The following is a 26,583-nucleotide window of genomic DNA, read 5'->3' on the forward strand; positions in this document are numbered from 1 at the left end:
TAGTCTGCAACAAAACTATCTGCTACGGTCCTTTCTGTTCCCAATGAACAGGAGGCGACCGATGTCGCGCATATCCCCCTCTCGCCGACTGGCGCTCGGTGTGCTGTCCACCGCGATGCTGATGACGATCCTCGACGGCAGCATCGTCACCGTGGCCCTGCCCGCGATCCAGCGCGATCTCGGTTTCGCGCCCGCCGAGCTGAGCTGGACGGTCAACGCCTACCTCATCGCGTACGGCGGGCTGCTCCTGCTGGCCGGACGCCTGGGCGACCTCCTCGGCCGCAGGGCCGTGTTCCTGGCCGGCAACGTGGTCTTCACCGTCGCATCCCTGCTCGCCGGGGTGGCGGTGAACCCGGCGACGCTGATCGGCGCCCGGTTCCTGCAGGGCGTCGGCAGCGCCATGGCCACCGCGGTCGTGCTCGGCATTCTGGTGACGACCTTCACGGACCCGGGGGAGCGGGCCAAGGCCTTCGGGGTGTTCGGCTTCACCGGCGCCGTCGGAGCGTCACTGGGCGCGGTGCTCGGCGGCGTCCTCACGGACGCCCTCGGCTGGCACTACATCTTCTTGATCAACATTCCGATCGGTGTGGTCACCGTCGTGCTGGCCGTCCGGGCGCTGCCGGCGGAACGGGGGCCCGGCCTGTCGGGCGGAGCCGACGCCCTCGGCGCCCTGCTGGTCACGGCCGGGCTCATGCTGGGCATCTACGCCGTGGTCCAGATCGAGCGGTACGGCGTGCGCGTCCTGTGGTTCGGCGTGGCGTCCCTCGTGTCGCTGGCCGCCTTCCTCGTCCGTCAGGCGACCGCCCGCACTCCGCTCATGCCGCTGCGGGTCCTCCGCTCTCGCGCCGTCGCCGGGGCGAACCTGGTGCAGGTCCTGGCGCTGGGCGCCATGTTCGCCTTCCAGGTCGTGGTCGCGCTGTTCATGCAGCAGGTGCTGCGGTACGGCGCGCTCGGCACCGGTCTGGCCATGCTTCCCGCGGCGGTGTCCATCGCGGTGGTGTCCCTACTCGTCTACCCCCGGCTGACCATGCGGTTCGGCGCGCGTACCGTCCTGCTGGCCGGTCTGACGCTGCTGATCGGCGCGATGGGCTGGCTCGCCCGCGTTCCCCTCGACGCCCACTACGTGACCGACCTGCTCCCGGTGATGGTGCTCATCATGGGCGGCGGCCTCGTGCTCCCGGCGCTGACCGCGCTCGGCATGTCCGGGGCCCGCACCGACGACGCGGGTCTGGTCTCGGGACTGTTCAACACGACTCAGCAGATCGGGATGGCGACCGGCGTCGCGGTGCTTTCCACGCTGGCCGCGTCGCGGACGGAGGGGCTGCTGGCCGACGGGGCGAGCGGGGCGGTGGCGCTGACCGGGGGTTACCGGCTGGCCTTCACCGTGTCCTTCGGCCTGCTGATCGCCGCCTTCGCGGTCGGGCTCCTCGTCCTGCGGCGGCCTCGGGCGGACGTCGGGCACGAGGCGGCGCTCCAGCCCGAGCGGGCGTAACCGCCCTTTCGACCGGCTGATCCGGGAACGTCTTGTCAGGTGACTCCTGACGGCGTAGTCTCGCGATCACTCGTCAGGGGCTGCCTGACAATGAATGCTGGGAGGACGACATGCCTGCACCTTCTATGTCGGAACAGGACATTCGCTGCTCGTTCTGCTCGAAGTCGAAGACCGAGGTGAACAAGATGGTCGCCGGTCCGGGCGTGTATATCTGCGACGAGTGTGTGGGACTCTGCGGCGAGATCATCGCGGCCGAGTCCGCCAAGTCAGCTCAGTCAGCTCAGTCAGCTCAGTCCGCCGAGTCGGCTGAGGCGGCCCCGGAGATCCCGTACGCCGAGAGCATGACCGACGAGCAGATCCTGGAGTTCCTCCCGCGTATCGCGGCCGTGGGCGCGCAGGTGGAGGACAACCTGCGGGTCTGGGTCCAGCGACTGCGCGACCGGGGCGTCACCTGGGCCAGGATCGGCGCCGCCCTCGGCATGACCCGCCAGTCCGCCTGGGAGAGGTTCTCCGGGGAGGAATGACACGCCGCCGGACCGAATGTCGCCCTCGTGCCGGTTGTCTTCACGAGGAATCGCGCCGAATAATGCGCTTTGCTTCGTAAAGGGGCCCGACCCGCAATCGTCGCGTTTCGTCATTTCAGCCCTGATTCGATCGCATTCTCGGCAGTCGAGGCATTCGCCGGATTTCGGGGGCACGCCCGGCATGCCGCAGTTGGTCCATGACAGTCGGTAGGTGCGCGGCAGGGGGAACCGCAGCGGTGGTCCCGCCAGAACGCAGGGCCTCCGCTCCTCGGCCGAGCACCATCAACCCTTGGAGGCCTCGACATTTCTGCATGCCTGTGACGCCAACAAATCGTTATGCGGGAGTGTTCACGGCGCGCTGGTATGGAAGAATTCATACAGGCTTTCGAATCGTTTGGGAGGTGCGATGGATCTGTTTGATGATGATCCTGCGCACCTTCCTCGTTCGAACGATACTGGCGATGGCGACTGGTGGGAGCGGCTCATTTCCGGCTCGTCCCTCTGGTCCACCCAGGATTCACTGGGCCGCGAATATGTGCCGATTGTCGATCCCGATGCGCGAAAGCACGATGCTCCTCCGGGTGGTGCGTCGGACAGTGCCTCTGGCGCTGACCGGGGTGATGCGGACCGCGATCGAGATGCCGACGGTGCGCCTGGTGGTGTGTCGGACGATGCCTTCGGCGATGTCTTTGGTGGTGCTTGTGGCGGCGGTGCATCGTCGTGGGTGGCGGTGGCGGTGGCGGCGGTTGGTGAGGCGGCGCGGGCGGTGGCGCTGGTGCCGGTGCCTGAGTCGGCGGAGGTGTGCCTGGCTGAGGCCGAGGAGTTGCTGTCGGCCCGGGACCGGATCACTTCGGCGTTGGCCGCCCGGGTGGGCCGGGTGCATCGGGCCGGGGAGGCGAGGAACCATGGGCACGCCTCCACCAAATTGTGGCTGCGCTCGGTCGGCGGGATGACGATCCTCGGAGCTGGTCGGTTGGTGACGATGGGCGTGGAGTTGGGTCGCCTGTCGCGGGTGCGTGAGCGGTTCGCCGAGGGCAGCCTGGCCGAAGGCATTGTGGAGGCGATCTGCACCGCCACCTCCGGGTTGACCGATGAGCAGGCGACCACCGCTGAGGGGATTTTGCTGGAGTTGGCGGGTTCGGCGGGTGCGGCGGAGGTGGCCAAGGCGGGGCGGTATCTGCGGGCGGTGCTGGACCCCGACGGCCACGAAAGCGATGAGCAGGCCGATTTCGACCGCCGGTTCTTCCGGGTGCGGCGGCGCCGGAACGGCGGGCTGGAGGGAGAGTTCTACCTCCCGGTCGAGGCGGCCGCGCGGTTGCAGCACCTGCTGGACGTCTACGCCAAGCCGAAGGCCGAGGGCGACGACCGGACCCCGAGCGTGCGGAACGCGGATGCGGTCATCGCGTTCCTGGAGAACAAGATCGCGACTGAGCTTCTGGTGCTGGTCACCGCCGAATCCCTCCCCGACGACCCCCCAGCCGACAACCCCGGAGCCGACGACCCCGCAGGCACCACCCCCCCAGGTGGTCCCACAGCCGACCCCTCAGCTGACCCCTCTGCCGACCACCCAACCAGCGACCCGGTAGACACCGACCCGAGCGACGGCCCTGGTCCCGACTCCTCCGGCACCGACCCTGACCCCGGCCCTGGTCCCGACTCTTCGAGTATCGGCCCCGCCCGTGCGACGTGTGCCGACGAGACCTGTGCTGGCGCGGCCAATGCCACCGGCGAGCCCTCCGCCGCCGACTCCGCCTCTGATCCGCCGCCCGAGCACGGCGATCCTCCTGGTAGCCACACTGGGGAAAGCCCAGGCGGGGACTGTCCTGGGGACTGCAATGCTCACGGCTGCCCCAGTGGGGACTGCCCTGTCGGCGACTGCCCGGCGGGGGACTGCTGGCATGCCTTCGCGCCGGGTGAAGCGCCGCATGCGATGCCGGGGGCGGGTTCCGACGCGCCGTCGGGTGCGGAAGGGAGCACCTGGCCGCGAGCGGGCTCCGGTGCGCCGTCCGGGTCGGGAGACCGGGCGTGGGCGGAAGGCGGCGCCCGGCGGGGAGGTGGCGTCTGGGCGGGGGTGGGGGTGGGGGTGAACAGTCCGCCGGGGGTGTGGTTGCGGGGGTTGCCGGGGTTGATCCTGGCGACCGGGCATCTGCTGCCTGTTGCCAGTGTGCATCGGCTGGCTCGCACCAGCGCTTTGGTGCGGATCGTGGTGGACGCCGGTGGGCAGGTGCTGGACATGGGCCGCAAGGTGCGGTTGGCGACTCCGGCTCAGCGGCGGGCGGTCTTCGCGCGGTATGCGACCTGCTGGGTGGACGGCTGCCCGCTGCCGGCCACGATGTGCCAGATCGACCACGCCGAGGACTGGTGCAGCGGCGGACTGACCGACCTCAAACTGCTGGGACCGGCCTGCCAGTTCCACAACCGCGACCGCTACCGCCACCCCACCCGCTACACCCGCCGCAAGATCGGAGCCGACCGCTGGGCCTTCACCTACCGCAACCCCCCGCACCACCCGGAGACGCCTATGACGTCGGACCTCATCAACGCTGACATGCGGCAACGGGAGAGCCGCTCGCCGACCGCGCCCGCGATCGCGCGCAGTTCCGGGTGGTGAACCTCCAGACCGTCGGCGGCATCAAATGACCAAGGGATGGGGGATGCGCGTATGGCGTTGGCGGCGCCGCTGCTGCCGGAGGATCCGGAGCGGCTGGGCGGATACTGGCTGGCGGGCCGGCTCGGGGCGGGCGGCCAGGGGGTGGTGTACGAGGCGTACGACTCCGGGGGAAGCCGCGTCGCGGTGAAGGTGCTGCACGGCGAGGCAGCCCGCGACCAGGAGTTACGCGGCCGCTTCGGGCGGGAGGCGACGGCGGCCCGGAGGGTGGCGTCCTTCTGCACCGCCCGGGTGCTCGACGCGCAGCTGGACGGTGGTCAGCCGTACATCGTGAGCGAGTACGTGGAGGGGCCGAGCCTGCGCCGGGCCGTGCGTCAGGAGGGCCGCCGGTTCGCCGGGGACGACCTGCACCGGCTGGCCACCGGAGTGGCCACCGCCCTGGCCGCGATCCACGACGCGGGTGTGATCCACCGCGATCTGAAACCCGACAACGTGCTCCTCGGGCCGGACGGGCCGCGAGTGATCGACTTCGGCGTGGCCCGGACGCTGGAGATGTCGCTGACAGCGAGCGGCCTGGTGGCCGGAACGCCTACTTACATGGCGCCGGAGGTGTTCACGGGACGGCGGGCCGGCACTCCCGCCGACGTGTTCGCCTGGGGCGGCGTCGTCGTGTTCGCCGCCACCGGGGCCGACCCGTTCGAGGCGGAGAGCCTCGGCGGTGTCATGCACCGCGTCCTGTCCGTCGACCCCGATCTGACCCTGCTCCCCGAGCCGCTGCGCCCGCTGGTGGCCGCCGCGCTGCGCAAGGACCCGGCAGAGCGCCCGACGGCCCGCGACCTGCTGATCGCCCTGGTCAGCGGGTTCCGCGGCTTCCAGGGCGACCTGCTTGCCCTGGGCAGCGCCGAGGCGGGGCTGCTGGGCCGGGACGGCGATCGCGAGCCCGGCCTGGGCGTGCTCGCCGAGGAGGTGTACGCCGGGCTTGGGCCGGCCGCACAGGCCATCGTCCCGGACATGCTGCTGCGGATGATCGCCGTGGACGAGCACGGAGACGAGAGCACACGCCGGGTGAACCGTGCGGAACTGCTGGAGGGCCGTCCGGCGGAGGAGAGGGCCGCCGTCGAACAGGTGCTCGCGGCCCTGGCCCAGGCCGGGCTGCTGGCCGGGGCGGGCGGCTTGGTCACGCTGGCCAGCCCGGCACTGCCGAAGGCCTGGCCCCGCCTGCGCGCATGGGTCGACGAGGAACGCGACGGCCTGCGCGGCCACGTGGAACTCGCCGCGGCGGCCCATCGCTGGCGCGGGGACGGCCGGAAGGACGCCGACCTGCTCCAGGGCGCCCGGCTCGACGCGGCCCTCGCCTGGGCGGCGGGCGGGCGCCGCCTCCTCGTCCTGAACGCTCTGGAGCGCGAGTATCTCGCCGCCGGGTCGGCCCTGGTCAGGAGGCGTGCCAACCAGCGCAGGCTGCTCACGCTGGTCCTGGCCGTGCTGCTCGTGCTGTCGGTCGCGGGCGGCGGGCTGTCGGTGTACCAGGGCCGCCGGATCGCCGGGCAGCGCGATCAGGCGACCGGTCGGCAGGTCGCCTCCCTGGCGGGGACGCTGCGCACGACCGATCCGGGCATCGCGATGCTGCTGACGGTCGCCGGCTGGCGCCTGGCCCCCGGCGCCGACACCCGCTCGGCCCTGACGACGTCCCTCTACCAGCCCGAGACCGCCGTCTTCCAGGACCCTCAGGCGACCGGCACCACGCTCCGCGCACTCAGCGGCGACGGCCGCGTCCTGGCGAGCGTCAGCGCCGACGGCGTGCGCCTCTACGACGTACGCACCGGCCGGAGGACCGGCGGCTTGGCTGACACCGGCATAGGCGCCGGTGAGCTGTTGCAGAGTGTCGCGCTGAGCCCGACCGGCCGTTATCTCGCAGCGGCGCTCGGCGCGAAGGTGGTCGTGTGGGACGTCCGCACCGGAAAGCGGATACGCGAGTACGACCCGCAGGCCGGCGACCCCGCCAAGCCTGAGGACCGCCGGTCGATCGTGGACTTCCTTCTGGAGTTCGGCGACGACGACGCGACCCTCGTCGTGCACGAGGGCCAGGGCCTGTTCCTCTGGAACATCGGCAGCGGCCGCGTCCTTCCCCACTGGGAACTCGGGCACGCGGCCGTCGCGTCCTCGGGGCGGCTCGCGGCGTACGCCGTGGAGGGGGGCGAGCCCGGCATCCACCTCCGGCGGCTGCCCGCCGGGACCGAGGACGCCCGGTTCCGCGCGGCCTGCCCCGGCGCCCCGGTCTCTCTGGCCTTCAGCCCGGACGGCCGCATGCTGGCCTGCCAGAGCGGCAGGTCGATCACCCTCGTCGACACGGCGACGGCGCGGCGCCTGCCCGGGGAGCTGACGGCGGCAGGACCGGTGAACCTGGACCTCGTGAGCATGCCCGTGCTGCGGTACGGCCCCGACGGCCGGCTGCTGGCCTCGTTCGCCGACAACCGGATCCAGGTGTGGCGGGTCGCCGACCGCCACCTGCTGCTGGACTACCGGCTCGACGGAGCGGCCCTGGACGTCCGGTTCGACTCCGACGGGCGTTCGCTCAGGTATCTGGTCGACCAGTCGGTCGTCACCGTGGACCTCGGGCAGCGCCTGGCGGGCGGCGGGCTTCCCGGGAAGCCGGACGCCGCGACGCTCAGCCCGGACGGGCGCCTGCTGGCCGTCCGGATGAGCGAGACCGGTCCGGTGCGACTGTGGGACGTCCGCGGGCGGCGTTTTCTCGGGGCACCCTTCCGGGAGCCGGAGCCCGGCCTCGACCCCGCCGGCTCCGATCCGCCGCGGTTCAGCCGCGACGCCCGTCTCCTGCTCACCGGCGACGGCACGCGGGCATACACGGTGTGGGACGTCGCCGCCCGTAGGGTGCTGCGCACCATCACGGCGACGAAGGACCTGCGACTGGAGTCGGCGGCGCTGAGCCCGGACGGCCGCACGCTCGTGGCCGAGATGACCCCCCGGGTGATCCGGTCGGCGAGTCAGGAGGACGAGCGCTGGATGCGGTTGTGGGACGTTCTCACCGGCGCGGTGCGCACGACCGTGCGCCTCGCCGCGCCCGCCGGGCCGTACGTCTTCTCCCCGGACGGGCGCTACATGGCGCCTACGAACCCGGGGCTCGGCCGGTTCGTCGACGCCGCCTCGGCCAGGCCGTTCGGCGGGAACTACGATCTGTCCTCCCAGGGCGGCTCCACCTTCGGCGAGCTCGCGTTCGCGCCCGATGGGCGGCTGATGGCGCTGGGCGACGGTATGGGCAGGATCGCGCTGTGGAGCACCCGGGGCCCGGCGCCGCGGCCGCCGGTGCTGCACGGCGTTCTGGAGCCGGTCGGCGCGATGGCCTTCGCGCCGGACGGGCGGGTCCTCGCCACCGGCGGCGAGGAGGGCACCGTGCAGCTCTGGGATGTCGCCGCCGGGCGCCGTCTCGGCCCCGCGGTCGATCTGTACGGGAGCGAGATTCTGAGCCTCGCGTTCAGCCCCGACGGCACCACCCTGTACGCCGCCGACCGATCCGGGGGCGTGCACGACTATCCGGTGGCCCCGGAGCGGATCGCCGCTCGGGTGTGCGCCCGGGTGGGGCACACCCTCCCGGAGCGGGACTGGCGGACGTATCTTCCCGACGTGCCCTACCGCGACGTCTGCCGAGCAGCCTCACAGTTCGAGGACGAGGCGGGGTGAGCGGGCCCGCGACACGCAGATGAACATGACGTCGCCGGCCGCGCGCTCCTCCTCGGTGAGGAGGCTGTCACGATGGTCCGGCACGCCGTCCAGCACCACCGTCTCGCAGGTGCCGCAGGTCCCCTCACGGCAGGAGGACAGCACGGCGACGCCCGCCTCCTCGACCACCTCCAGGATCGAGCGGTCCTCCGGCACGGTCAGCGTCGTGCCGGACAGGGCCAGTTCGACCTCGAACGCCGTGGCTTCGCCGCCGTCCGTGGTCGCGGGGGTGAACCGCTCGACGCGCAACGCGCCCTTCGGCCAGGACGCGCAGCGCTCCTCCGCCGCCCTCAGCAGTGGTTCCGGCCCGCAGCAGTAGACCAGGGCGCCGGGAAGGGGGACGCCGAGCAGCCCGTCCAGGTCGAGCAGGCCCGTCTCGTCCTGCGGGCACAGTTCGACCCGGCCCGGATGGTCCCGTACGAGCCGGTCGGCGAAGGCCATCGAGGCCCGGGTGCGCCCGCCGTACACCAGCCGCCAGTCCGTACGGCGACGCGTGGCCTCGGCGATCATCGGGAGGAGCGGGGTGATGCCGATCCCGCCGGCCACGAACAGGTAGCGGGGTGACTCGGCGAGGCCGAAGTGGTTGCGCGGGCCGCGCACCCGGACCGTGTCGCCCTCGGCGAGCCGGTCGTGCACATGGGCGGAGCCGCCGCGCCCGACCGGCTCCCGCAGCACCGCCACCTCGAAGGCGCGGTCGTCACCGGGGTCGCCGCACAGCGAGTACTGCCTGACCAGGCCCGGAGCGAGCAGCAGGTCAACGTGCGCGCCCGGCGTCCAGGAGGGCAGCGGGCCGCCGTCGGGCCGGGCGAGGCGCAGGAGGACGACCCCCTCGGCGACGGGCGTCTTGCCCGTCACCTTCAGGTCGAGCTCCGGTTCCGTCAGGGGCATGGCGCGCGGGTCCTCCTATGGATGAACGCGGTGTGCGAGTGGGCGCGAGGTGGACGCACGCGGAGGGCGGCCCCCGAAGGCGCCCTCCGCGGTGAGCCCGGACATGCGGTCAGACGAGTGCGGCGGCCGGGGCGGGGGAGTTCTCCGCTCCGGCCGGCCGGGCCCGGTGTCCTTCCGGGTGGCCGAGCAGCCAGTCCCACAGGACCACGGGATCGTCGAACTCCCGTTCCGCGCCGCAGAAGCAGGTGGCCTGCAGCCGGTCGGTCCCCGGCACCCAGCGGATGCGGTGGACGGTGCGGCCGGTACTGCCGGTGCGGCCCGTCCGCGCGCCGGGTTCGCCCGGGCTCATCGGGCGGCGGCCCGCGAGGAGGCGGAGCCGGCCATCCGGGCGAGCAGGCGCCGGGCGGCCAGGCCGCCGGTGTCGATGTTCACCGACAGCTCCTGGTAGCGGTCCGGCTCGGCGGCGATGACCTGCTCCAGCGTGTTCAGCGCGGTCACGTCCTGCAGGACCACCGTCCGGTTGCTCTCTCGGAGGAAGTCCGAGACCTTCTCGTCGTCGAGGGCGAAGTCCCGCGCGACGGCCCAGAAGTCGTAGGTGCTGCCGTCCGTCGACGGGGTGATCGCGTAGACGACCTCGACGTGGAAGGCGTGCGGGTCCGTGCCGTCGGCGGCGGGCGGCGGCGACCCGACGGGGGCGACCCGGCTGTGCAGGAGGTAGAGGCACGGCGGGTGATACTCGATGTCCTGCCACCGGGTGATCCGGCCCTTGATGCCGGTCGACTCGGCGTAGAACGGCGGGCAGGCCGCGTCGTCCATGTGCCGGCTGACGTAGACGACCCCCTCGTCCTCGTCGACCTCGGTCGTGATCGGGGTCTCGGCCACCTCGGGCGTGCCGATGTACCCGCCGTGCAGATAGGTCTCGTGGGACAGGTCCAGGAGGTTGTCCACGAGCAGGCCGTACCGCGCGTTCAGCGGCTCCATGCCGCACACCGTGGCGTACTGGGGCGAGACCAGCCAGGGCGCCCGCGGCGGCAGGGTGTCGCCCGGCTCGCGGTCGCCGATCCACACCCAGACGAACGAGTCCTGCTCCACCACGGGGTAGGTGCGAAGCCGGGCCGTACGCGGGATGCGCTGCTGCGCGGGCACGGCGACGCAGACGCCGTCAGGGCCGTAGGTGAAGCCGTGGTAGCCGCAGACCACCCGGTCGCCGACGAGGTGACTGGGCGCCTCGGACAGCGGGAACCTGCGGTGCACGCAGCGGTCGGCCATCGCCACCGCCCGCCCGTCCTCGGTGCGCCAGAGCAGGATCGGCTCGTTCAGGATGGTACGGCCGAGCTGCCGCCTGCCCACCTCGTGGCCGTAGGCGGCGACGTACCACTGGTCGCGCGCGAATTCCGTGACGATCACTGGTCACTCCTCTGTGCCTGCCTCGGTGCCGGCGGCGAGGGGCCGCCCGCGCAGGTCGGGTTTGCGGATCTTTCCGGAGCCGGTCTTCGGCAGGGCGCCGACGATGTCGAAGTAGACGGGGATCTTGTACTTGGCGAGCCGGGAGAGGAGGAACTCCCGCAGGTCGCCGGGGGTGACGGCGGCCCCGGCGCGGGGGACGACGAAGGCCCGGCCGACCTCCCCCCACCGCTGGTCGGGCACGCCGACCACGGCGGCCTCCGCCACGGCGGGATGCTCGAACAGCACGTTCTCGACCTCGGCCGGGTAGACGTTCTCCCCGCCGGAGATGTACATGTCCTTCACGCGGTCGACGATGTGGAGGTGCCCCTCGTCGTCCAGGACGCCGATGTCGCCCGAGTGGAACCAGCCGCCCTCGGTGAGCGCGGCGGCGGTCGCCTCCGGGTTCCGCCAGTAGCCCGGGGTGACGTTCGGCCCCTGCACGAGCACCTCGCCCGGCTCGCCCACCGCCGCGGGTGTCAGGTCGGGCCGCACCACCCGCACGTTGGCGAAGAACACCGGCACCCCGGCGGAGCCCACCTTGCGCTCGCTCTCGCCCGCCTCCAGGAAGGTCGCGCCCGGTGCGGTCTCGGTCAGCCCGTAGCCCTGGCAGAAGGTCAGGCCCCGCTCCTGGTACGCGCGGATCAGCGCGACCGGGATCGCCGCTCCGCCGGACATCAGCGTACGCAGCGAGGACAGGTCGGCGTGGGCCCACCGTGGCGACCTGGCGAACGCGGCGAACATCGCGGTGACGCCGAACATCCAGGTGACGCGGTGCTTCTCGATGAGGTCGTAGCACTGGTCGACGTCCCACGACGGCATGATCACCGAGGTGCCGCCCTTGAGGAAGGTCGGCAGCAGCGTCTGGTTCAGCGCCGCCACGTGGAAGAGCGGCGCGCTGACCAGGGTCACCTCGGTGCTCGCCACGTCGACGCCGATCATCATGTGGAAGCAGTTCCACACGAGGTTGGCGTGGCTGAGCATGGCGCCCTTGGGCCGTCCTGTGGTGCCGGAGGTGTAGAGGATCAGGGCGACGTCGTCGAGCGCCACCGGGATGTCGATCGGGGTGGGGTCGCCCTGCGACAGCCAGCTTTCGAACTCCGTCTCGCCGGGCGCGGGCGACCCCAGCGCCACGACCGTACGGAGGGCCGGAAGGGCGGGCAGGGCGCGGACGACCGCCGAGCACTCCGGGGCGTAGACGAGGAGGGAGGCGCCCGAGTCGGTCAGCATGTAGGCGATCTCGGGCGCCGTCAGGCGGAAGTTCAGCGGGACGAAGATCCCGCCGAGCAGGTGCGTCGCGAACAGGGTCTCGGCGAAGGCGACGTGGTTGTGGCCGAGGTAGGCGACCCGGTCCCCGGCCCGCACCCCGGCGTCGCGCAGCCGGGACGCGAGCCGCGTCGTCCGTTCGTGCACCTCCGAGTAGCTGACCGACCGGTCCGCGAAGACGAACGCGGTGCGGTTCGGGCTCATCTGGGCCCGGCGGGCGGGCCAGCCTCCCAGTCCGGCGTTCCGCATCGGTGACAACCCCTTCGCGTCTCGGGGACGGTGTAGGAGGGACGGCGTCAGGCCGAGGACGGCTTGGCCGCGCCGGGCATGTCGCCGGAGGCGGGCGCGACCACCGCGACCGAGGTCAGGTCCTGACCCCTGGTCTCGCGCAGGGCCAGTACGCAGAGCACGGTCAGCAGGCAGGACGCGGCGATGATCGTGGAGGTGGTCGTGGTCCCGCCGCCGCCGGACGACGCGTCGAGCTGGGCGAACAGCAACGGAGCCAGCCCGGCGCCGAGCCCGGCGATCTGGTAGCCGAGGGAGGCTCCGGTGTAGCGGCTCCTGGTGGCGAACAGCTCCGTGTACAGGGCCGCGAGCGGGCCGAACATCAGCGGGTGCAGGATCGACTGGCCCAGCACGAGCGCGAGGGTGAGCACGGCCGTGCTGCCGCTGTTCACCATCGGGAAGAGGACGAATCCGAACACCGCCATCAGCAGCGCTCCAGTCAGCACGACGGGACGGCGCCCGACGCGGTCCGACAGCGCCGCGCATCCCACGATACCCACGACGGCCAGCGCGGACGAGAGCGTGAGGCCGTTGAGCACGGCCTGCCGGGGGAAGCCGGCCCGCACGCCGTACGCGATGAGATAGGTGGTGAGCGTGCCCTGGGCCACGAAGGCGGACAGCCCGACGCCCACCGCGAGCAGCAGCGTCTTCGGGTGGTTGCGGAGCACGTCGAACAGCGGCGTCTTCCGGAACCACGCGAACTTCCAGGCGAAAGGACTCCAGGCGGCCGCCCTCCCGCCGGCCTCGTTTCCGGCGGCTGCTTTTCTGGCGGCTTCGAAGACCGGGGGCTCGGTGACCCGCAGCCGGACGAACAGGCCGACCGCCAGCAGGACGATGCTGAGCAGGAACGGCACCCGCCAGCCCCAGCTCAGGAACGCCTGCTCGCTCATGATCGCGCCGGTGCCGGTGAGCACGGCGGTGGACAGCACCATGCCGGACGGGGCGCCGGCGTTCGTGAAGCTCGCCCACAGGCCGCGGCGGCTGGTCGCGTGCTCGGCGGATATGAGCACCGCGCCGCCCCATTCGCCGCCGACGGCGATGCCCTGCAGGATCCGCAGCAGGACGAGGGTGATGGGCGCGAGGGAGCCGATCTGGTCGTAGGTCGGCAGCAGGCCGATCAGGAAGCTGGCGACACCCATGAGCGTCATGGTCAGCACCAGCATGCGCTTGCGGCCGAGGCGGTCGCCGAAGTGGCCGAAGAGCACGCCGCCGAGCGGCCTGGCGAGGTAGCCCGTGGCGAACGTGCCGAAGCTGGCGACCGTCGCGGCGAGCGAGTCGAGGGAGGAGAAGAAGACCTTGTTGAAGATCACTGCCGAGGCCGTGGCGTACAGCAGGAAGTCGTAGTACTCGATGACGCTCCCGATGAAGCTGGAGCTCACCGCGCGTCGGAGTTGGGTCTGGCTGGGCTGGGTCTGGCTGGGGGGTGTCTCTGGCATGACCGAGCTCCTCGTCCGGGGAGCGAGCTGTGTCGCTTTCTTGTCCGGAGGTTAGGCAGATCGATAACGGAGGTCAATACTTTGCCAAATATTGGCCAGGGGGCCGGGGAGGGGTGTCTCTCCGGCCTGCCGGAACGCCCGCTGCGCCTTCCCGCGGCTGTCTTTCGGCACGCCGAAACACGCCGTACGGCACGCGGGGTCAGGCGGCGGGATCAGGCAGGGAGATCAGGCAGGGAGATCAGGCGTAGTGCCGGTAGACGGCGCGGGCGACGCAGGCGGGCTTGGCCGATCCCTCCACCTCCACGGTGAAGTCGAGCAGCATCTGGACGCCGTTGCCGGGGACCTCCTCCACCGACACCACGGTGGCGGCGAGGCGGATCCTGGCGCCCACCCTGACCGGGCTGGGGAAGCGGACCTTCTCCAGGCCGTAGTTGACGCTCATCGTCACGCCCTGGATGTCGAGCAGTTCGTTGAACAGCGGGATGACCAGCGACAGGGTCAGATACCCGTGCGCGATCGGGGCACCGAACGGGCCCTTGGCGGCCCGCTCGGGATCGACGTGGATCCACTGGTGGTCGCCGGTGGCGTCGGCGAAGGTGTTCACCCGGTCCTGGGTCATCTCCATCCACCCGCTGTGGCCGAGGTCCTTGCCGGCGAGCGCGGTGATCTCGTCGAGCCCGTGGGCCGTTGTCGTCATGGCTGTCGTGTCCCTTTCTGCCCGCCGAGCCCGAGCAGGCGTGCGGCGTTGTCCTTGAGGATCTTCGGGCGGACCTCCGGCTTGATCTCCAGCTTGTCGAAGTCGGCGAGCCAGCGGTCCGGGGTGATCACCGGGAAGTCGGACCCGAACAGCACCTTGTCCTTGAGCAGCGTGTTCGCGTACCGCACGAGCTGCGGCGGGAAATACTTGGGCGACCATCCGGACAGGTCGATGTGGACGTACGGCTTGTGCGTGGCGACCGCGAGCGCCTCGTCCTGCCAGGGGAAGGACGGGTGGGCGAGGATGATCCGCAGCTCGGGGAAGTCCACGGCGACGTCGTCCACCAGCATGGGGTTGGAGTGCTTCAGCCGGATGCCGCCCCCGCCCGGGACGCCCGCGCCGATGCCGGTCTGCCCGGTGTGGAACAGCGCGATCGCGCCGAGCTCCTCGATCGCCTCGTAGAGGGGATAGGCCATGCGGTCGTCGGGGGAGAAGCCCTGGATGCTCGGATGGAACTTGAACCCGCGCACGCCGTACTCCTCCACGAGACGGCGCGCCTCGCGGACGCCGGCCCGGCCCTTCCACGGATCCACACTGGCGAAGGGGATCAGCACGTCGGGGTGCGCGGCGCAGCTCTCGGCGACCTCCTCGTTGGAGATGCGCGGGTGCCCGGTCGCGTGCTCGGCGTCGACGGTGAACACCACCGCCGCCATCTTCCGCTCGCGGTAGTAGGCGGCCATCTCCGGGATCGTCGGCCGCGGATGTTCCTTGAAGTATTTCTCGGACGCGCCGAACAGCTCCGCGCTCAGCGAGGCGTGCCCGCCGGCCGACACCTCGGCGTGCGTGTGCACGTCGATCGCGACCAGCTCCTCGACGTTCACGAGCCTCCCTTCGGCGTGTCCGATGCCTGGGGTGCGTCCGGCACGTTCGGCGCGGGAATGCCGTACGTCTCGGGTTCGGCGCCGACGCCCTCCGGCCACGCGGCGGCGATGGCGTCGGCCGACCAGCCGCCGTAGGTGTACGCCACGGACTTCTCACCCGGGTGCGACCAGAGCGCGAGCCGGTCGCCGCCGATGCCGATGGCCTGGCCCGTCACGTCTGCGGAGGCGTCCGAGGCGAGGAAGACGACCAGCGGGGCGACGTCCTCGACCGTGCCCATGCCCTCGCCCTGGCGCAGCCATGCGGGGAACGGCCGGCCGGTCCGCTCCGCCTCCTCGATGATCGGGGCGAACGCCGGGATCGTCCGGGTCATCTCGGTGGCCGCGACCGGCACGATCGCGTTGACGGTGATGTTCGCCCTGGCCAGCTCCATCGCCCAGGTGCGGGCCATGGCGACGATGCCGGCCTTGGCCGCGGCGTAGTTCGTCTGGCCGAAGTTGCCCCGCTGGCCCGCGGGGGAGGAGACGAGGATGAGGCGGCCGCCGGTCCCCTGCTCCCGCATCCGGACCGCCGCCGCGCGGGCGCAGGTGAACGTGCCGCGCAGGTGTACGCCGATCACCGCGTCGAAGTCGTCGTCCGTCATCTTCCACAGCACCCGGTCGCGCAGGATGCCGGCGTTGGTGACCATCACGTCGAGCCGGCCGAACTCCTTGACGGCCGTGTCGACCAGCCGGTCGGCGACCTCCGCGGAGCCGACCGGGGCGGCGACCAGGGCCGCCCTGCCTCCCTTCGCGGTGATCTCGTCCACGACGCGTGCCGCGGAGTCGCCGTCCACGTCGTTCACGACGACCGCCGCGCCGGCCGCCGCCAGCGCCTCGGCGTACGCGCGCCCGAGGCCCCGGCCCGCGCCGGTGACGACGGCCACCTTGCCCGACAGATCCATGTGCTCCACCTCTCGATTGGGGGCAGCGTGACGCCGTCTCGAATCTATGGCAGTTATGTGACCATCGTCAAAGATTTGCCTTCTATGGGGAACCGTCTACGCTTTCTGCTGTGAGCACCGGCGACCACGACCAGACGGCGGGTTCCATGCGCCCCCAGTCGTTGATGTTCAGCTTTCTCGGGATCTACGCGCTCGACCGCCGCACCGCCATCTACTCGGGCAGCGTCATCGACGTGTTCGCCCGTCTCGGCGTCTCCGAGGAGGCCGTACGGTCGACACTCGCGCGCATGGTGAAGCGGAACCTGCTGGAACGGCACCGGCGGGGACGCAAGATGTACTTCGCGCTCACCCCGCACGCCGCGGAGGTGCTGGAGGACGGGCGCAGACGCGTGTGGGAGACCGGGGCGGTGAACCGCGACTGGGACGGCACCTGGACCGTGGTCGGGTTCTCGCTGCCGGACAGCCGGCGCAGCACCCGGCACGACCTGCGGTCCCGGCTCGTCTGGGGTGGGTTCGGCCTGCTGCAGAGCGGGCTGTGGATTGCGCCGGGCGCCAAGGACGTCACCGAGCTCCTCGCCTCCCTGGACCACGCCTCCCCTGACAACGCCTCCCTCGACCTGGCCGACCACGTCACCGTGCTGACCGCCCGGGCCTTCAAGCCGACCGAGGCGGCCGACCTGGTCCGGAAGGCCTTCGACATCGAGCAGATCGCCGCCCGCTACCGGGCGTTCCTCACCCGGTGGGACGCCTCCCCGCCCCTGCCGGAGGAGCCGGACGACCTCGCCCGGCAGTTGCTGCTGCACACCGACTGGCTGCAGCTCGTCCGGCAGGATCCGCACCTGCCGGCCGAGCACCTGCCCGGGGACTGGCCCGCGATCCGGGCCGAGCAGGTCTTCCAGACGCTCGCCCGCGACTACCAGCAGCGGGCCGCCGAGACGGCCGCCGCCGTGCTGGACACCCTCGCCCTCTGACGTCAGAGCTGACGTACGGGAGACGTGACGACGGGTGGTGCGTGCCCGGGACGGGCACGCACCTGGGGTCCGATCGTCATCCGTTGGCGCAGGCCGTGCCGTTGAGCGTGAAGCGGGCCGGCGCGGTGTTGGTCCCGCTGTAGGTGCCCTGGAAGCCGAAGCTGGTGCTGCCTCCGGCGGGGATCGCGGCGTTGTAGGAGACGTTGCGCGCGGTCACCTGCGTGCCGGACTGGGTCACCGTGGCGTTCCAGGCGTTGGTGACCTGCTGGTTGCCCGGCCAGCTCCAGGTGACCGTCCAGCCGTTGATCGCGGCGCCTGTGTTGGTGACCGTGACGTCCGCGGTGAACCCGTTGTTCCAGGTGTTGGGCCGGTAGCTGACCCGGCACGCGCCGGTCTGCGGGTCCGACGGCGTCACGGAGGGGGTGACAGACGGCGTTACGGACGGGGTCGAGCTCGGGGTCGAGCTGGGAGACCTGCTCGGGCTCTGGCTCGGGCTCTGACTGGGGCTCTGGCTCGGGCTCTGGCTGGTGCCCGTGAGGCCGAAGAACTGGATGGCGACGGCGGCCATCCCGGTCGACGGAAGGCTGTGACCCGCGCCCTGGATGGTGTAGGCCTCGACCTTCACCGTGCCGGAGGAGTCGGCGTAGCGGCGGCGGCTCCAGCCCGACTGCGGGGTGTCCGTGCTGGTCGGCGTCTGGCTAAGGCCGTTGACGTTGGTCCACTGCTTGATCTCCTCCTCCAGCTCCGAGTAGGCGACGACGGTGTCGTTGGTGCCGTGCCAGAGCTGCATCCGCGGCCACGGCCCCCGGTAGCTCGGGTTCGCGTTGCGCACGGCGTCGCCCCACTGCTGCGCGGTCTTGCCGACGCACGGCGCGGAGTTGCCGCCCGGGCTGTACGCCGCCTCGTTGGGGAAGCAGGTGAACGGCACGCCCATGAAGGCCGCGCCCGCCTTGAAGACCTCCGGGTAGAGGCCGAGCATGGCGTTGGTCATCATGGCGCCCGAGGAGCTGCCGGTCGCGAACACCCGGTTCGGGTCGCCGTGATACTGGTTCTCGACGTAGGTGATCATCGACATGAGCGACACCGGGTCGGTCTGGCCGCCGCGCACCTTCGACGCGTCGGACCAGTTGTCGAAGCAGTTGCTCTTCTTCGAGGCCGACGGGTAGATGACGATGTAGCCGTACCGGTCGGCCAGCGACGCGAACTCGCTCGACGAGTAGAAGCCCGGCCCGGAGCCGCCGCACGGATGCATGGCCAGCACGATCGCCGGGTTCGACTGCACCGTGTTCGGCACGTACACGTGCATCCGCAGGTTGCCCGGGTTGGCGCCGAAGTTGGTCACCTCGGTCAGCGTGGCCGCGGCGGCCGACTGCGCGGACACCAGGGTCACGGCGGCGTACAGCACCGCGGCACAGACACCGGCGAGTACCGCGAGTAATCGCTTCATTCGCTCCTCCTCTGCTGGACGTGCGGAGGTCCCGCTTTCCGGCGCGCCTTTTCCGGAAGCGCCGTGCGTCGGCAAGAACATGACGTCAGCCGGTATATGAGGAGGTCCGGCCGATGGTCAAGACGTGGCCGGAACGGCCATGATCGCTTTTTCCCGGGGAAAGCCGGTTTGCGCTGCATATCAAGCACTTTGCTATCAAGTCACTTGATATAGGGACGCGAAACTTACATCCGGAAGGCCGCGAGGTATCGTCGTCCGGTGATCGCCTCCCGCATCCCTCCGGCCGCCCCGCAGAGCGCTCCGGCGCCCCGTCTGAGCTACCTGGTGTTCCGACTGGAGCGTCGCATCCGGGCCCACCTGGACGACTCGCTCGCCCGGCACGGCGTCACCACGACGGAGTACATGGCGCTCAGCGAGCTTCGTACGCGTGACGGACTGTCGTCGGCGGAGCTGGCCCGCATCGCCTTCGTCACGCCGCAGGCGATGAACCTGGTCATCCGCGACCTCGAACGGCGCGGGCTGATCCGCCGCGACCCGCACCCGGCCGGCGGACGGGTGCTGTGCGCCCGCCTCACCTCCGAGGGCGTGTCGGTGCTGCAGCGGTGCGACGGATCGCTCGACGAGATCGAGACGGTCATGCTCGCCAAGGTCGACAGCACGATGCGCGGCACTCTCAGGGAGGGCCTGACCCTGTGCGCCCGGGCGCTGCGCCCCGACGCCCACCTGGACGCCCACCTGGACGCCCACCTCGACAATCACTGAGACCTACCGGCTTCCGCCCGGTGCCGGGAGCGGGCCGGCCCGATGGCGTAATGTGCAATATCCGTGTCGTTGACGCCATGACGCCCTGCCCGGAAGCATCGAAGGCATGCAGCGACAAGCGGTCCGGCGCGTGGTCCGACGTGTGGTCACAGTGGTCTTCGACGGCTTCCAGATGTTCGATCTGGCCGGGCCGGCGGACGTCTTCGCGACCGCGAACCTGCTCGCCCGCGAGGGGGGTTACCGCGTCGAGGTGACGGCCGTGCGCGCCGGGGCCGTACCGGCCCAGAACGGGATCGTGACGCTCGCGGAGACCGCGATCAGCGAGGTCGCGGGCCCGATCGACACGCTGCTCGTCGTCGGCGGGCTGTCGGTGCCGGAGCACCTGGACGACCGGGAGCTGATCGGCGGCGTCGCCCGGCTGGCCGCCGGGGCCCGCCGGGTCGCCTCCGTCTGCAACGGGAGCTTCCTCCTCGCGGAGGCCGGGCTGCTGGGCGGCAGGCGCGCGACCACCCACTGGCTGGTGGCCGGCGAACTGGCCGACCGCTATCCGGACGTCGACGTGGACGCCGACCCGATCTACATACGCGACGGGCACGTGTGGACCTCGGCCGGGGTCAGCTCGGGCGTCGACCTCGCCCTCGCGCTCGTCGCCGACGACCACGGCCACAGGCTCGCCCGGAACGTGGCCCGGGGGCTCGTCGTCTACCTGCACCGGCCGGGCGGGCAGAGCCAGTTCAGCGCCCCCATGCGGGCCGCCGTCCCACGCGCCGAGCCGCTGCGCGAGATCCAGGCGTTCATCGACGCCCACCCCGCCGAGGACCTCAGCGTGCCCGCGCTCGCCCGGCGGGCGGGGATGAGCGAACGTCACTTCTCCCGCGTCTTCACCGAGCAGACCGGGGTCTCGCCCGGCAGGTACGTCGAACGCAGCAGGGCCGACGCGGCCCGGCGGCTGCTGGAGACGACCGCCCACCCCCTGGACAGGGTCGCCAGGGAGACGGGACTCGGCGCTCCGGAGACCCTCTACCGCGTCTTCCGCCGCCACTGGCGCGTCTCACCCGGCGACTACCGCCGCCGGTTCCGATCGAAGGAGACCAGCAGATCATGAACATCGCGATCCCCCTCTACCCGAGGTTCACCGCGCTCGACGCCGTCGGGCCGTACACGGTGCTGGCCTTCGCGCCCGGCTGCACGGTCACGTTCGTCGCGGCCGAGCCGGGGCCGGTGCTCGACGACCGGGGGAGCCTGAGCCTCGCGGCCACCGCGTCGTACGCCGGCCTGCCCACGCCGGACGTGATCGTCGTGCCGGGAGGACCCGGGACGATCGAGGCGCTGTCCGACTCCGCGCTGCTGGGCTGGATCGCGCGGGCGCACGAGCGGACGCGGTGGACCACCTCGGTGTGCAGCGGCTCGTTCCTGCTGGGCGCGGCCGGACTGCTGACAGGCCGGAAGGCCACCTCCCACTGGGGGTGGCTCGACCAGCTCGCCGGGTTCGGCGCCGAGCCGGTCAGCGAGCGCGTGGTGACCGACGGGAAGATCGTGACGGCCGCCGGCGTCTCGTCGGGCATCGACATGGCCCTCACCCTGCTGGCCGCGATGCGCGGCGAGGAGACGGCGCAGTCCGTGCAGCTCGCCATCGAGTACGACCCGCGGCCCCCGTTCGCCGCGGGCAGCCCGAAGACCGCCCCGGCCGGCCTGGCCGAGAAGGCCATGGCCCTCATCTGACGTCATCCGCCGGTTCGACGGGGAAGTTCGCGCGGAACACGTTGTCCGGGTCGTAGGCGCGTTTGACCTGCCGCAGCCGGGCGAGGCCGGCCTCGCCGAACGCGTCGAGCAGCCGTTCGGGCCGGGTGTCGGTGTCGAAGGACAGGTAGAGGCCGTCGGTGTACGGCGCGACCTCGGCGTCCCACGCCGCGTCAAGGGCCGGCTGCGCGGCGCCCATGGCGGTGAGCAGGAAGTTCTGGTGCCGGTGCGGGTAGGCGGTGGCGTCGGGGGCCAGGTCGTGCGCGGCCCCACCGGTGGCGCGTATCTGCAGGAAGTAGGACGACCGGGAGCTCGCGATCCGCTCGAAGGCACGGCTCACGCCACCGTCGAGGTGGGTGACCAGGCCGGAGCGTACGGCGGGGTCCCCGCCGCCCGTGTGGTGCCTGCCGGCCGGCTGCACCACCCCGGAGTAGGGCAGCAGGTAACCCTGGTGCCCCAGCAGCGGGCCGGCCTCGGCGAGCCGCTCGAGTTCGCGCACCGCGGCCGTGGTGTCCGCGCCGGCGTAGACGGTCATGAGCTGGGCGACGGCGTCCTGGCCGCGGCGCGCCGGTGAGAGGACGAGGAAGCTCGTCAGCTCACGCGGCGCCTTCTCCATCGCCGCGCCCCAGCGTTCGAGGAGCCCCACCGTGTCGCGGGCGTCCAGGGTCATCTGGGAGAAGACGACGTCGCCGAGCTCCATCGCCTCGATCTCGACCCAGGTGACCACGCCGAGGTTGCCCCCGGCGCCGCGCAGGCCCCAGAACAGGTCGGGGTTCTCCTCCCGCGAGGCGTGCAGCACCCGCCCGTCGGCGGTCACGACCTCCGCGGCGACGACGTGGTCGATGGTCAGGCCGAAGCGGCGCCCGAGCAGGCCGATGCCGCCCGTGGTGGCGAGGCCGCCCACGCCGACGCCGCCGAAGTCGCCCGAGCTGATCGCCCATCCGTGCGGAACCAGGGCCTCGGCCACCTCGCCCCAGGTGGCGCCCGCGCCCAGCCGCACCCGGCGCGTGGCCGGGTCGACGACCTCGACGGTGTCGAGCGCGCCGAGGTCGAGCACGATGCCGCCGTCGTTCGTGGAACGGCCGCTGATCCCGTGCCCGCCGGAGCGTACGCCGAGCGGCACGTCCTGGGACCTGGTGTACGCGAGCCCCTCGACGACCTGGCCGGTCGTCCGGGGACGCAGCACCAGGCCGGGTGACCCCGCGCGCAGGTAGTTGTGCCGCACCGACTCGTAGGCGCGGTCGCCGGGCTCCACGGCGTCGGCCGCGAGGCTCGACGGGACCTTGTCGTAGTCGATCCCGTCGCGGCGCAGTGCGATCGCGGCGGCTCCGCGGCGGGCGGCCGCGGGGACCATGCCGGTGGCGGCTCGCTCGCGCGCCACCGCGTCCCGTACGGCGGGGGCGATCTCCTGGCCGTAGACCTGGATGAGCCGAGGGTCGTCGGAGCCGAGGACGAACGTGCCGATGCCGTCCTCAAGCGCCAGAGCGGTCAGCTCCTCCACCCACTGCTCGACCGGTCCCTGCAGGAAGCCCTGCCGGGTCTCGGTGACCTCGCCGCCGATGTTCAGCAGGCGGCGCACCCGTGCCGGGTCGCGCCCGGCCTCTTCGGCGGCCTCGTCGATGATCTCGTTGCCGCGCCGCAGGTCGCCGTCCTTGAGGTAGGCGAGCGAGGGCAGCCATCCGTCGGCCTTCCGCGCGACCAGGCGCAGCATCCGCGGCTTGTAGGCGCCGACCCAGATCGGGATGTCGTGTGCGGGCGCCGGGCCGCGCTTGGCCCCGGCGACACGGTGGTGTTCGCCGTCGACGCGCAGGATGCGGCGCTCGCGTACGTCCCAGATGCCGCGGATGATCTCGATGCCCTCCTCCAGCGCGGTCACGGACTCGGCGGGCGTCAGGCGGGTGCCGCCCATCGACTCGATCGCGTCCCAGAAGCCGCCCGCGCCGATGCCGAGTGCGAACCGGCCGCCGGAGAGCAGGTCGAGCGACGCCGCGGCGCGGGCCAGCACCGCCGGCGGCCGCAGCGGCAGGTTGAGCACGTTGCCCGAGACCGTGATCCGCTCGGTCCGCGCGGCCACCCAGGACAGCAGCGTCCAGGTGTCCAGGAACCCCGGCTGGTACGGGTGGTCCTGGAACGTCACGAGATCCAGCCCGGCGGCCTCGGAGATCTGTGCCAGCCGGACCGGCCCCTGCGGGTCGTGGTTCTGCGGGGTGAGAAACGCGCCGAAGGCCGGCTCGTGGCCGTAGTCCGTCATCGCCGGGACCTCTCTGTGTCGCAAATAATCTGTAGAACAGACGATATGCGACGCAACTTAACGACACGGCGGCGTATTCCAGGTCGGGGTGGGCCTCACCGTGCCACATGGTCCAGGCGGGCTTCGGGTACGCGAGTACGCCGCCTGATGACGGCTTCGACCACGACGAGGTTGACGATCCAGCCCAGGGTCTGCCCGATGGGGATCATCGAGGTCGCGAGTTCTCCCACCGCCCCGGCCCCGCGGTAGGGGATCTGGACCACCAGGAGCAGGGGAACGAGGACGCGCGACGTCACCGCGAGGAACGTCAGCGCGTAGTTGCGCATCATCCAGTTCCGATGGCTCACGAAGTCGCGCCGGCGGGCCGCCCGGTACGCGAGGCCGCCGGTGACCAGCCACAGGGCGGCCGCGGTGGTGAGGCCGATCTGCGTCACGACGCGGCCCGACCACAGCGCGACCGGGATCGTGGCCGCCGCGGACGGCAGCACCCCGGCGAGGAGATAGACCCGGCCGATCGTCCGGTGGATCCGCCGGCGGGCCCGCACCTGCGGCATGAACTGCAGGGGGCCGAGCACCAGCGCGACGGCGGCGGTCGCGATGTGCCCTACCAGGACGTAGTAGTGCAGGCTGTCGCCCACGTCGAGGCGGCTGTCGTCGATGTCGAGACCCAGGTACGGGTAGACGAGCACCGAGGCGGCGACAACCGCGACGATCAACATCAGCCATGCCGTTCGTCTCCGCATGGCCGCAGCCTCGCAGGCGCGACCCGCTCCGGCATCCGCCCGCGGATGGCCCCGCACGTACGCAAATCGGCGTACGGACCCCGTCGTCCGGCCACGGACGACGCCGCAGTTCCTTTCGAAGTGCGTGCTGACCCCTGCTCAGATCGATGCGCTCCTCGGTGTGTGGCATGCCGGACAGGTTAGGGGCGCCGGGCAGGTCACACAGGGTGAACTTCCAAGCTCCACACGCGGTCAGTCCTGCGGCCAGTCCTGCTGCGGTGATACGTACGTCCCGCGGTGCGGGACGGTGAACACCCATCCCTGCTTCCGGAGGTGGTTCACGGCGTTGCGGGCGGTGGCCTTGGCGACGCCGTGCTGCTTCATCAGCGCCTTCTCCGGCGGGATGCGCCGGTTGGGTAGGAGATCTCCGCTGCGGATCTGCTCGATGATGTCCGTCGCTATGCGCTGATAGACCGGCGTCCGTTCGGCCGATCTCGGAGTGCCCGGCCGGCCCACGAACGAACCCTCGCCCTGCACGGTGTAGACGAGCCCCTGCTCGCGGAGTTCCCGGGTGACACGTCGTGCGGTGAGGCGAGCGATTCCGTATTCGGCTTCCAGCTCTGTCTCGCTTGGCACGGCGTCGCCCGGTTCCAGCTCGCCGTGATCGATCTGCTCACGGATGATCTCGGCGATCTGCTTGTAGATCGGCACCGGTCCATCGCGATCAATCATGAGGGAATGATAGACGAATTCGGACGTCTACCTACAAAATAGATATGTGCTCCACATATATGAAGGAGCAGTAGACCGCCATGACTGATGCGGACTACGATCCATCAAGGGTCGGTCACGATCCGGCGCCAGGCGGTGTCGGTGACGATCACGTGGTCGAGAAAGCGGAGACCGACGGTGTCGGCGGCCTCGTGGAGGCGGGCGGTGACCTCGACGTCGGCAGGGCTGGGATCGAGCGATCCGCTCGGGTGGTTGTGGGCGAGGCCGAAGGCGACCCCGCCGGAGAGGAGGACGGTGGTGACGATGTCCCGGACCGGTGCCGGTGTGTGGTCGCTGCCGCCCTCGCTGAGCACCGCGCGCCGCAGCACCGCGCCGCGGCCGTCGCAGACGATCACGACGAGCCGCTCGCGCGGGTGCCCCTGCAGCAGGGGAGCGGCGGCCGAGGCGATGTCGGCCGAGCAGGTGATCCTGCTCCGCTCCGGCTCCGCCTGGGCCCGCCGTACGAGGTGGAAGGCGGCGGCCACCCGGGCCGCCTTGGCCGGGCCCACTCCCGGTACGGCGAGCAGCCGGTGGGCCTCTGAGCGGGCCAGCTCGCCGAGGTCGCCGCAGTGGGCGATGACCTGGGAGGCGAGTTCCACGGCGCTCACGCCCCTGCTGCCCGAGCCGAGCAGCAGGGCGAGCAGCTCCCTGTCGGCGAGCGCCGCCGCTCCGGACGCCAGCAACCTCTCACGGGGCTGGTCGGCCAGGGGCAGGTCCTTGACACGCATCGGCACCTCCGGACGGGGGATCCGGATCGGTTGTACCAGCGGGCACCGACAGTCAGAGGGGGCTGGGAATGCCGTAGACCAGGCGGAAGCGATCACCGGGCACCACGGCGTCGCTGGTCTCGACCGGCCGGTCTCCCGACCAGTACGTGCGCTCGATCTGGAGCACCTGCACGCCGGCGGGCAACTCCAGCAGATCGCTCTCGGTCGGCTGGGGCACGCGGACGTGCACGGCCTCGCTGATCTCGGTGATCGGCGTGCCGCTCGCCGCGAGGCGGAAGGCCGCGCTCCTGCGTTCGTAGGTGCCCTCCTCCGCGCCCTGGCCCTGCCCCGGCTCGATCGGCTCGTACGTGGTGAGCAGCTGGAGGGGCCTGCCGTCGCCGCGGAAGATGTGGCGGGTCCGCATCACCGGGCCGGATTCGCCCAGGCGCAGCCGGTGCACGATGTCGGGCGGGGCGTCCGCGAGCTCGCTGCGCCAGCTCCAGCTCGGATGCCGCCCGCCCGCGTGCATGTCGCTGGCGAAGGCGGTGTGGGGTTCGGGGGAACGGCCGCGGTGCAGCGGGAGCAGGATCGGTTTCTCCCGCACCCGGTGCCCGGAGCCCACCCGGCTGATGATGAGGCCCTCCTGGGCGAGCACGCGCAGCGCGTGGCGCGCGGCCGTCTCTCCGACGCTGTACTTCCGGGTTATCTGGTGCCGCGACGGGATCGGTGCGCCCGGCGGGAGCGTGCCGTCGATGATCTGGCGGCGGATGTCTTCGACTACTCGCAGGTAGACCGGATCAGAGTTTGCCATCAATCCATCCCTGAGGGGGTGACGGGTCCTCCAAATCTTGACGTATCCGCCGGGCGACACAGAGTGACGGAAGTGTCCTGTGACCCCAACTTTGCCTGGTGAAAGGTCCGCCAATGGGCGATTGTGCCGCTAAGGGGTCGGGTGTTGATATTCCGCTCCCGCCCCCTTATCACGGCATCCATGTGGGTCCCGCCTGGGACGGGCA

Annotated in this window: 22 protein-coding genes; 8 read left to right on the plus strand and 14 right to left on the minus strand. The window is 71.4% G+C overall.

Annotation, left to right across the window (positions count from 1 at the left end; all coding sequences use genetic code 11):
• Nucleotides 1-61: 61 nt before the first annotated feature.
• The 4 genes from HHX37_RS19470 to HHX37_RS19485 all read left to right on the plus strand — a co-directional run bounded on the left by HHX37_RS19470 (nucleotide 62) and on the right by HHX37_RS19485 (nucleotide 8,320).
• Complete coding sequence (locus HHX37_RS19470; protein ID WP_182886318.1) at nucleotides 62-1,492, plus strand: MFS transporter; 1,431 nt, start codon at nucleotides 62-64, stop codon at nucleotides 1,490-1,492.
• A gap of 110 nt (nucleotides 1,493-1,602) precedes the next feature.
• Complete coding sequence (locus HHX37_RS38240) at nucleotides 1,603-2,016, plus strand: ClpX C4-type zinc finger protein (RefSeq protein ID WP_182886319.1); 414 nt, start codon at nucleotides 1,603-1,605, stop codon at nucleotides 2,014-2,016.
• A 736-nt stretch (nucleotides 2,017-2,752) separates the two neighbouring features.
• The gene (locus HHX37_RS19480) at nucleotides 2,753-4,627 is read left to right on the plus strand and encodes a DUF222 domain-containing protein (RefSeq protein WP_182886320.1); all 1,875 of its coding nucleotides are present in this window, start codon (nucleotides 2,753-2,755) and stop codon (nucleotides 4,625-4,627) included.
• A 51-nt stretch (nucleotides 4,628-4,678) separates the two neighbouring features.
• Entirely contained in the window at nucleotides 4,679-8,320 is a 3,642-nt protein-coding gene (locus HHX37_RS19485; protein ID WP_182886321.1) for a serine/threonine-protein kinase, read from the plus strand.
• Here HHX37_RS19485 and HHX37_RS19490 read toward each other — a convergent pair.
• From HHX37_RS19490 to HHX37_RS19525, 8 genes are all read right to left on the minus strand, one after another.
• Nucleotides 8,294-9,247: a PDR/VanB family oxidoreductase gene (locus HHX37_RS19490; RefSeq protein ID WP_182886322.1), complete on the minus strand. Its 954-nt coding sequence runs from the start codon at nucleotides 9,245-9,247 to the stop codon at nucleotides 8,294-8,296. The two genes, HHX37_RS19485 and HHX37_RS19490, sit on opposite strands and share 27 nt — an antisense overlap.
• A 109-nt stretch (nucleotides 9,248-9,356) precedes the next feature.
• Complete coding sequence (locus HHX37_RS19495; protein ID WP_111699743.1) at nucleotides 9,357-9,596, minus strand: hypothetical protein; 240 nt, start codon at nucleotides 9,594-9,596, stop codon at nucleotides 9,357-9,359.
• Nucleotides 9,593-10,654: an aromatic ring-hydroxylating dioxygenase subunit alpha gene (locus HHX37_RS37790; RefSeq protein WP_220502981.1), complete on the minus strand. Its 1,062-nt coding sequence runs from the start codon at nucleotides 10,652-10,654 to the stop codon at nucleotides 9,593-9,595. Before HHX37_RS37790 ends, HHX37_RS19495 begins: the two co-directional genes overlap by 4 nt.
• 3 nt (nucleotides 10,655-10,657) lie before the next feature.
• Nucleotides 10,658-12,205, minus strand: a complete 1,548-nt coding sequence (locus tag HHX37_RS19505) for an acyl-CoA synthetase (RefSeq protein WP_182879397.1) — start codon at nucleotides 12,203-12,205, stop codon at nucleotides 10,658-10,660.
• Nucleotides 12,206-12,252: 47 nt separating this feature from the next.
• The gene (locus HHX37_RS19510; protein ID WP_182886323.1) at nucleotides 12,253-13,677 is read right to left on the minus strand and encodes an MFS transporter; all 1,425 of its coding nucleotides are present in this window, start codon (nucleotides 13,675-13,677) and stop codon (nucleotides 12,253-12,255) included.
• A gap of 238 nt (nucleotides 13,678-13,915) precedes the next feature.
• Nucleotides 13,916-14,374 carry a MaoC family dehydratase gene (locus HHX37_RS19515; protein ID WP_182886324.1) on the minus strand — a complete coding sequence of 153 codons (459 nt, stop codon included), beginning with the start codon at nucleotides 14,372-14,374 and terminating at the stop codon, nucleotides 13,916-13,918.
• On the minus strand, nucleotides 14,371-15,255 hold the full coding sequence (locus HHX37_RS19520) for an amidohydrolase family protein (RefSeq protein ID WP_182879394.1): 885 nt from the start codon (nucleotides 15,253-15,255) through the stop codon (nucleotides 14,371-14,373). The genes HHX37_RS19515 and HHX37_RS19520 overlap by 4 nt, the downstream gene beginning before the upstream one ends.
• Complete coding sequence (locus tag HHX37_RS19525) at nucleotides 15,252-16,196, minus strand: SDR family oxidoreductase (protein WP_182879393.1); 945 nt, start codon at nucleotides 16,194-16,196, stop codon at nucleotides 15,252-15,254. Before HHX37_RS19525 ends, HHX37_RS19520 begins: the two co-directional genes overlap by 4 nt.
• Nucleotides 16,197-16,306: 110 nt before the next feature.
• Between HHX37_RS19525 and HHX37_RS19530 the strand changes: the two genes are divergently transcribed.
• Nucleotides 16,307-17,167: a PaaX family transcriptional regulator C-terminal domain-containing protein gene (locus tag HHX37_RS19530; protein WP_310737932.1), complete on the plus strand. Its 861-nt coding sequence runs from the start codon at nucleotides 16,307-16,309 to the stop codon at nucleotides 17,165-17,167.
• Nucleotides 17,168-17,243: 76 nt separating this feature from the next.
• Here the strand turns inward: HHX37_RS19530 and HHX37_RS37795 are convergent, their stop codons facing one another.
• Nucleotides 17,244-18,614 (minus strand): PHB depolymerase family esterase, encoded by a 1,371-nt coding sequence (locus HHX37_RS37795; protein ID WP_182886325.1) that lies wholly within the window; start codon nucleotides 18,612-18,614, stop codon nucleotides 17,244-17,246.
• Nucleotides 18,615-18,872: 258 nt separating this feature from the next.
• On the opposite strand from HHX37_RS37795, the gene HHX37_RS19540 reads away from it, so the two are divergent.
• From HHX37_RS19540 to HHX37_RS19550, 3 genes are all read left to right on the plus strand, one after another.
• Nucleotides 18,873-19,376 (plus strand): MarR family winged helix-turn-helix transcriptional regulator, encoded by a 504-nt coding sequence (locus HHX37_RS19540; protein WP_310737931.1) that lies wholly within the window; start codon nucleotides 18,873-18,875, stop codon nucleotides 19,374-19,376.
• A gap of 106 nt (nucleotides 19,377-19,482) precedes the next feature.
• Nucleotides 19,483-20,481, plus strand: a complete 999-nt coding sequence (locus tag HHX37_RS19545; protein ID WP_182886326.1) for a GlxA family transcriptional regulator — start codon at nucleotides 19,483-19,485, stop codon at nucleotides 20,479-20,481.
• Entirely contained in the window at nucleotides 20,478-21,098 is a 621-nt protein-coding gene (locus HHX37_RS19550; RefSeq protein ID WP_182879390.1) for a DJ-1/PfpI family protein, read from the plus strand. The genes HHX37_RS19545 and HHX37_RS19550 overlap by 4 nt, the downstream gene beginning before the upstream one ends.
• Here HHX37_RS19550 and HHX37_RS19555 read toward each other — a convergent pair.
• The 5 genes from HHX37_RS19555 to HHX37_RS19575 form a co-directional block, all read right to left on the minus strand.
• Complete coding sequence (locus HHX37_RS19555) at nucleotides 21,091-23,367, minus strand: LLM class flavin-dependent oxidoreductase (protein ID WP_182886327.1); 2,277 nt, start codon at nucleotides 23,365-23,367, stop codon at nucleotides 21,091-21,093. The genes HHX37_RS19550 and HHX37_RS19555 overlap by 8 nt on opposite strands.
• A 95-nt stretch (nucleotides 23,368-23,462) precedes the next feature.
• On the minus strand, nucleotides 23,463-24,110 hold the full coding sequence (locus tag HHX37_RS19560) for a DUF2306 domain-containing protein (RefSeq protein WP_182886328.1): 648 nt from the start codon (nucleotides 24,108-24,110) through the stop codon (nucleotides 23,463-23,465).
• 231 nt (nucleotides 24,111-24,341) lie between these two features.
• On the minus strand, nucleotides 24,342-24,821 hold the full coding sequence (locus HHX37_RS19565; RefSeq protein ID WP_182886329.1) for a GntR family transcriptional regulator: 480 nt from the start codon (nucleotides 24,819-24,821) through the stop codon (nucleotides 24,342-24,344).
• Nucleotides 24,822-24,925: 104 nt separating this feature from the next.
• Nucleotides 24,926-25,588 (minus strand): JAB domain-containing protein, encoded by a 663-nt coding sequence (locus HHX37_RS19570; protein WP_182886330.1) that lies wholly within the window; start codon nucleotides 25,586-25,588, stop codon nucleotides 24,926-24,928.
• A 52-nt stretch (nucleotides 25,589-25,640) separates the two neighbouring features.
• Nucleotides 25,641-26,378, minus strand: coding sequence for a GntR family transcriptional regulator (locus HHX37_RS19575; protein ID WP_150936867.1), 738 nt, complete (start codon nucleotides 26,376-26,378; stop codon nucleotides 25,641-25,643).
• Nucleotides 26,379-26,583 lie beyond the last annotated feature (205 nt).

Origin of the sequence: Microbispora sp. H10885 (assembly GCF_014161415.1) — a bacterium.
GTDB lineage: Bacteria > Actinomycetota > Actinomycetes > Streptosporangiales > Streptosporangiaceae > Microbispora > Microbispora triticiradicis.

Excerpts from the sequence above, each read along its gene's own strand:
- HHX37_RS19515 (WP_182886324.1), bottom strand. The coding sequence starts at position 14,374 with ATGACGACAACGGCCCACGGGCTCGACGAGATCACCGCGCTCGCCGGC.
- HHX37_RS19560 (WP_182886328.1), bottom strand. The coding sequence starts at position 24,110 with ATGCGGAGACGAACGGCATGGCTGATGTTGATCGTCGCGGTTGTCGCC.
- HHX37_RS19470 (WP_182886318.1), top strand. The coding sequence starts at position 62 with ATGTCGCGCATATCCCCCTCTCGCCGACTGGCGCTCGGTGTGCTGTCC.
- HHX37_RS19505 (WP_182879397.1), bottom strand. The coding sequence starts at position 12,205 with ATGCGGAACGCCGGACTGGGAGGCTGGCCCGCCCGCCGGGCCCAGATG.
- HHX37_RS19510 (WP_182886323.1), bottom strand. The coding sequence starts at position 13,677 with ATGCCAGAGACACCCCCCAGCCAGACCCAGCCCAGCCAGACCCAACTC.
- HHX37_RS19495 (WP_111699743.1), bottom strand. The coding sequence starts at position 9,596 with ATGAGCCCGGGCGAACCCGGCGCGCGGACGGGCCGCACCGGCAGTACC.
- HHX37_RS19555 (WP_182886327.1), bottom strand. The coding sequence starts at position 23,367 with ATGACGGACTACGGCCACGAGCCGGCCTTCGGCGCGTTTCTCACCCCG.
- HHX37_RS19545 (WP_182886326.1), top strand. The coding sequence starts at position 19,483 with ATGCAGCGACAAGCGGTCCGGCGCGTGGTCCGACGTGTGGTCACAGTG.
- HHX37_RS19575 (WP_150936867.1), bottom strand. The coding sequence starts at position 26,378 with ATGGCAAACTCTGATCCGGTCTACCTGCGAGTAGTCGAAGACATCCGC.
- HHX37_RS19490 (WP_182886322.1), bottom strand. The coding sequence starts at position 9,247 with ATGCCCCTGACGGAACCGGAGCTCGACCTGAAGGTGACGGGCAAGACG.
- HHX37_RS38240 (WP_182886319.1), top strand. The coding sequence starts at position 1,603 with ATGCCTGCACCTTCTATGTCGGAACAGGACATTCGCTGCTCGTTCTGC.
- HHX37_RS19525 (WP_182879393.1), bottom strand. The coding sequence starts at position 16,196 with ATGGATCTGTCGGGCAAGGTGGCCGTCGTCACCGGCGCGGGCCGGGGC.
- HHX37_RS19550 (WP_182879390.1), top strand. The coding sequence starts at position 20,478 with ATGAACATCGCGATCCCCCTCTACCCGAGGTTCACCGCGCTCGACGCC.
- HHX37_RS19485 (WP_182886321.1), top strand. The coding sequence starts at position 4,679 with ATGGCGTTGGCGGCGCCGCTGCTGCCGGAGGATCCGGAGCGGCTGGGC.
- HHX37_RS37795 (WP_182886325.1), bottom strand. The coding sequence starts at position 18,614 with ATGAAGCGATTACTCGCGGTACTCGCCGGTGTCTGTGCCGCGGTGCTG.
- HHX37_RS19570 (WP_182886330.1), bottom strand. The coding sequence starts at position 25,588 with ATGCGTGTCAAGGACCTGCCCCTGGCCGACCAGCCCCGTGAGAGGTTG.
- HHX37_RS19565 (WP_182886329.1), bottom strand. The coding sequence starts at position 24,821 with ATGATTGATCGCGATGGACCGGTGCCGATCTACAAGCAGATCGCCGAG.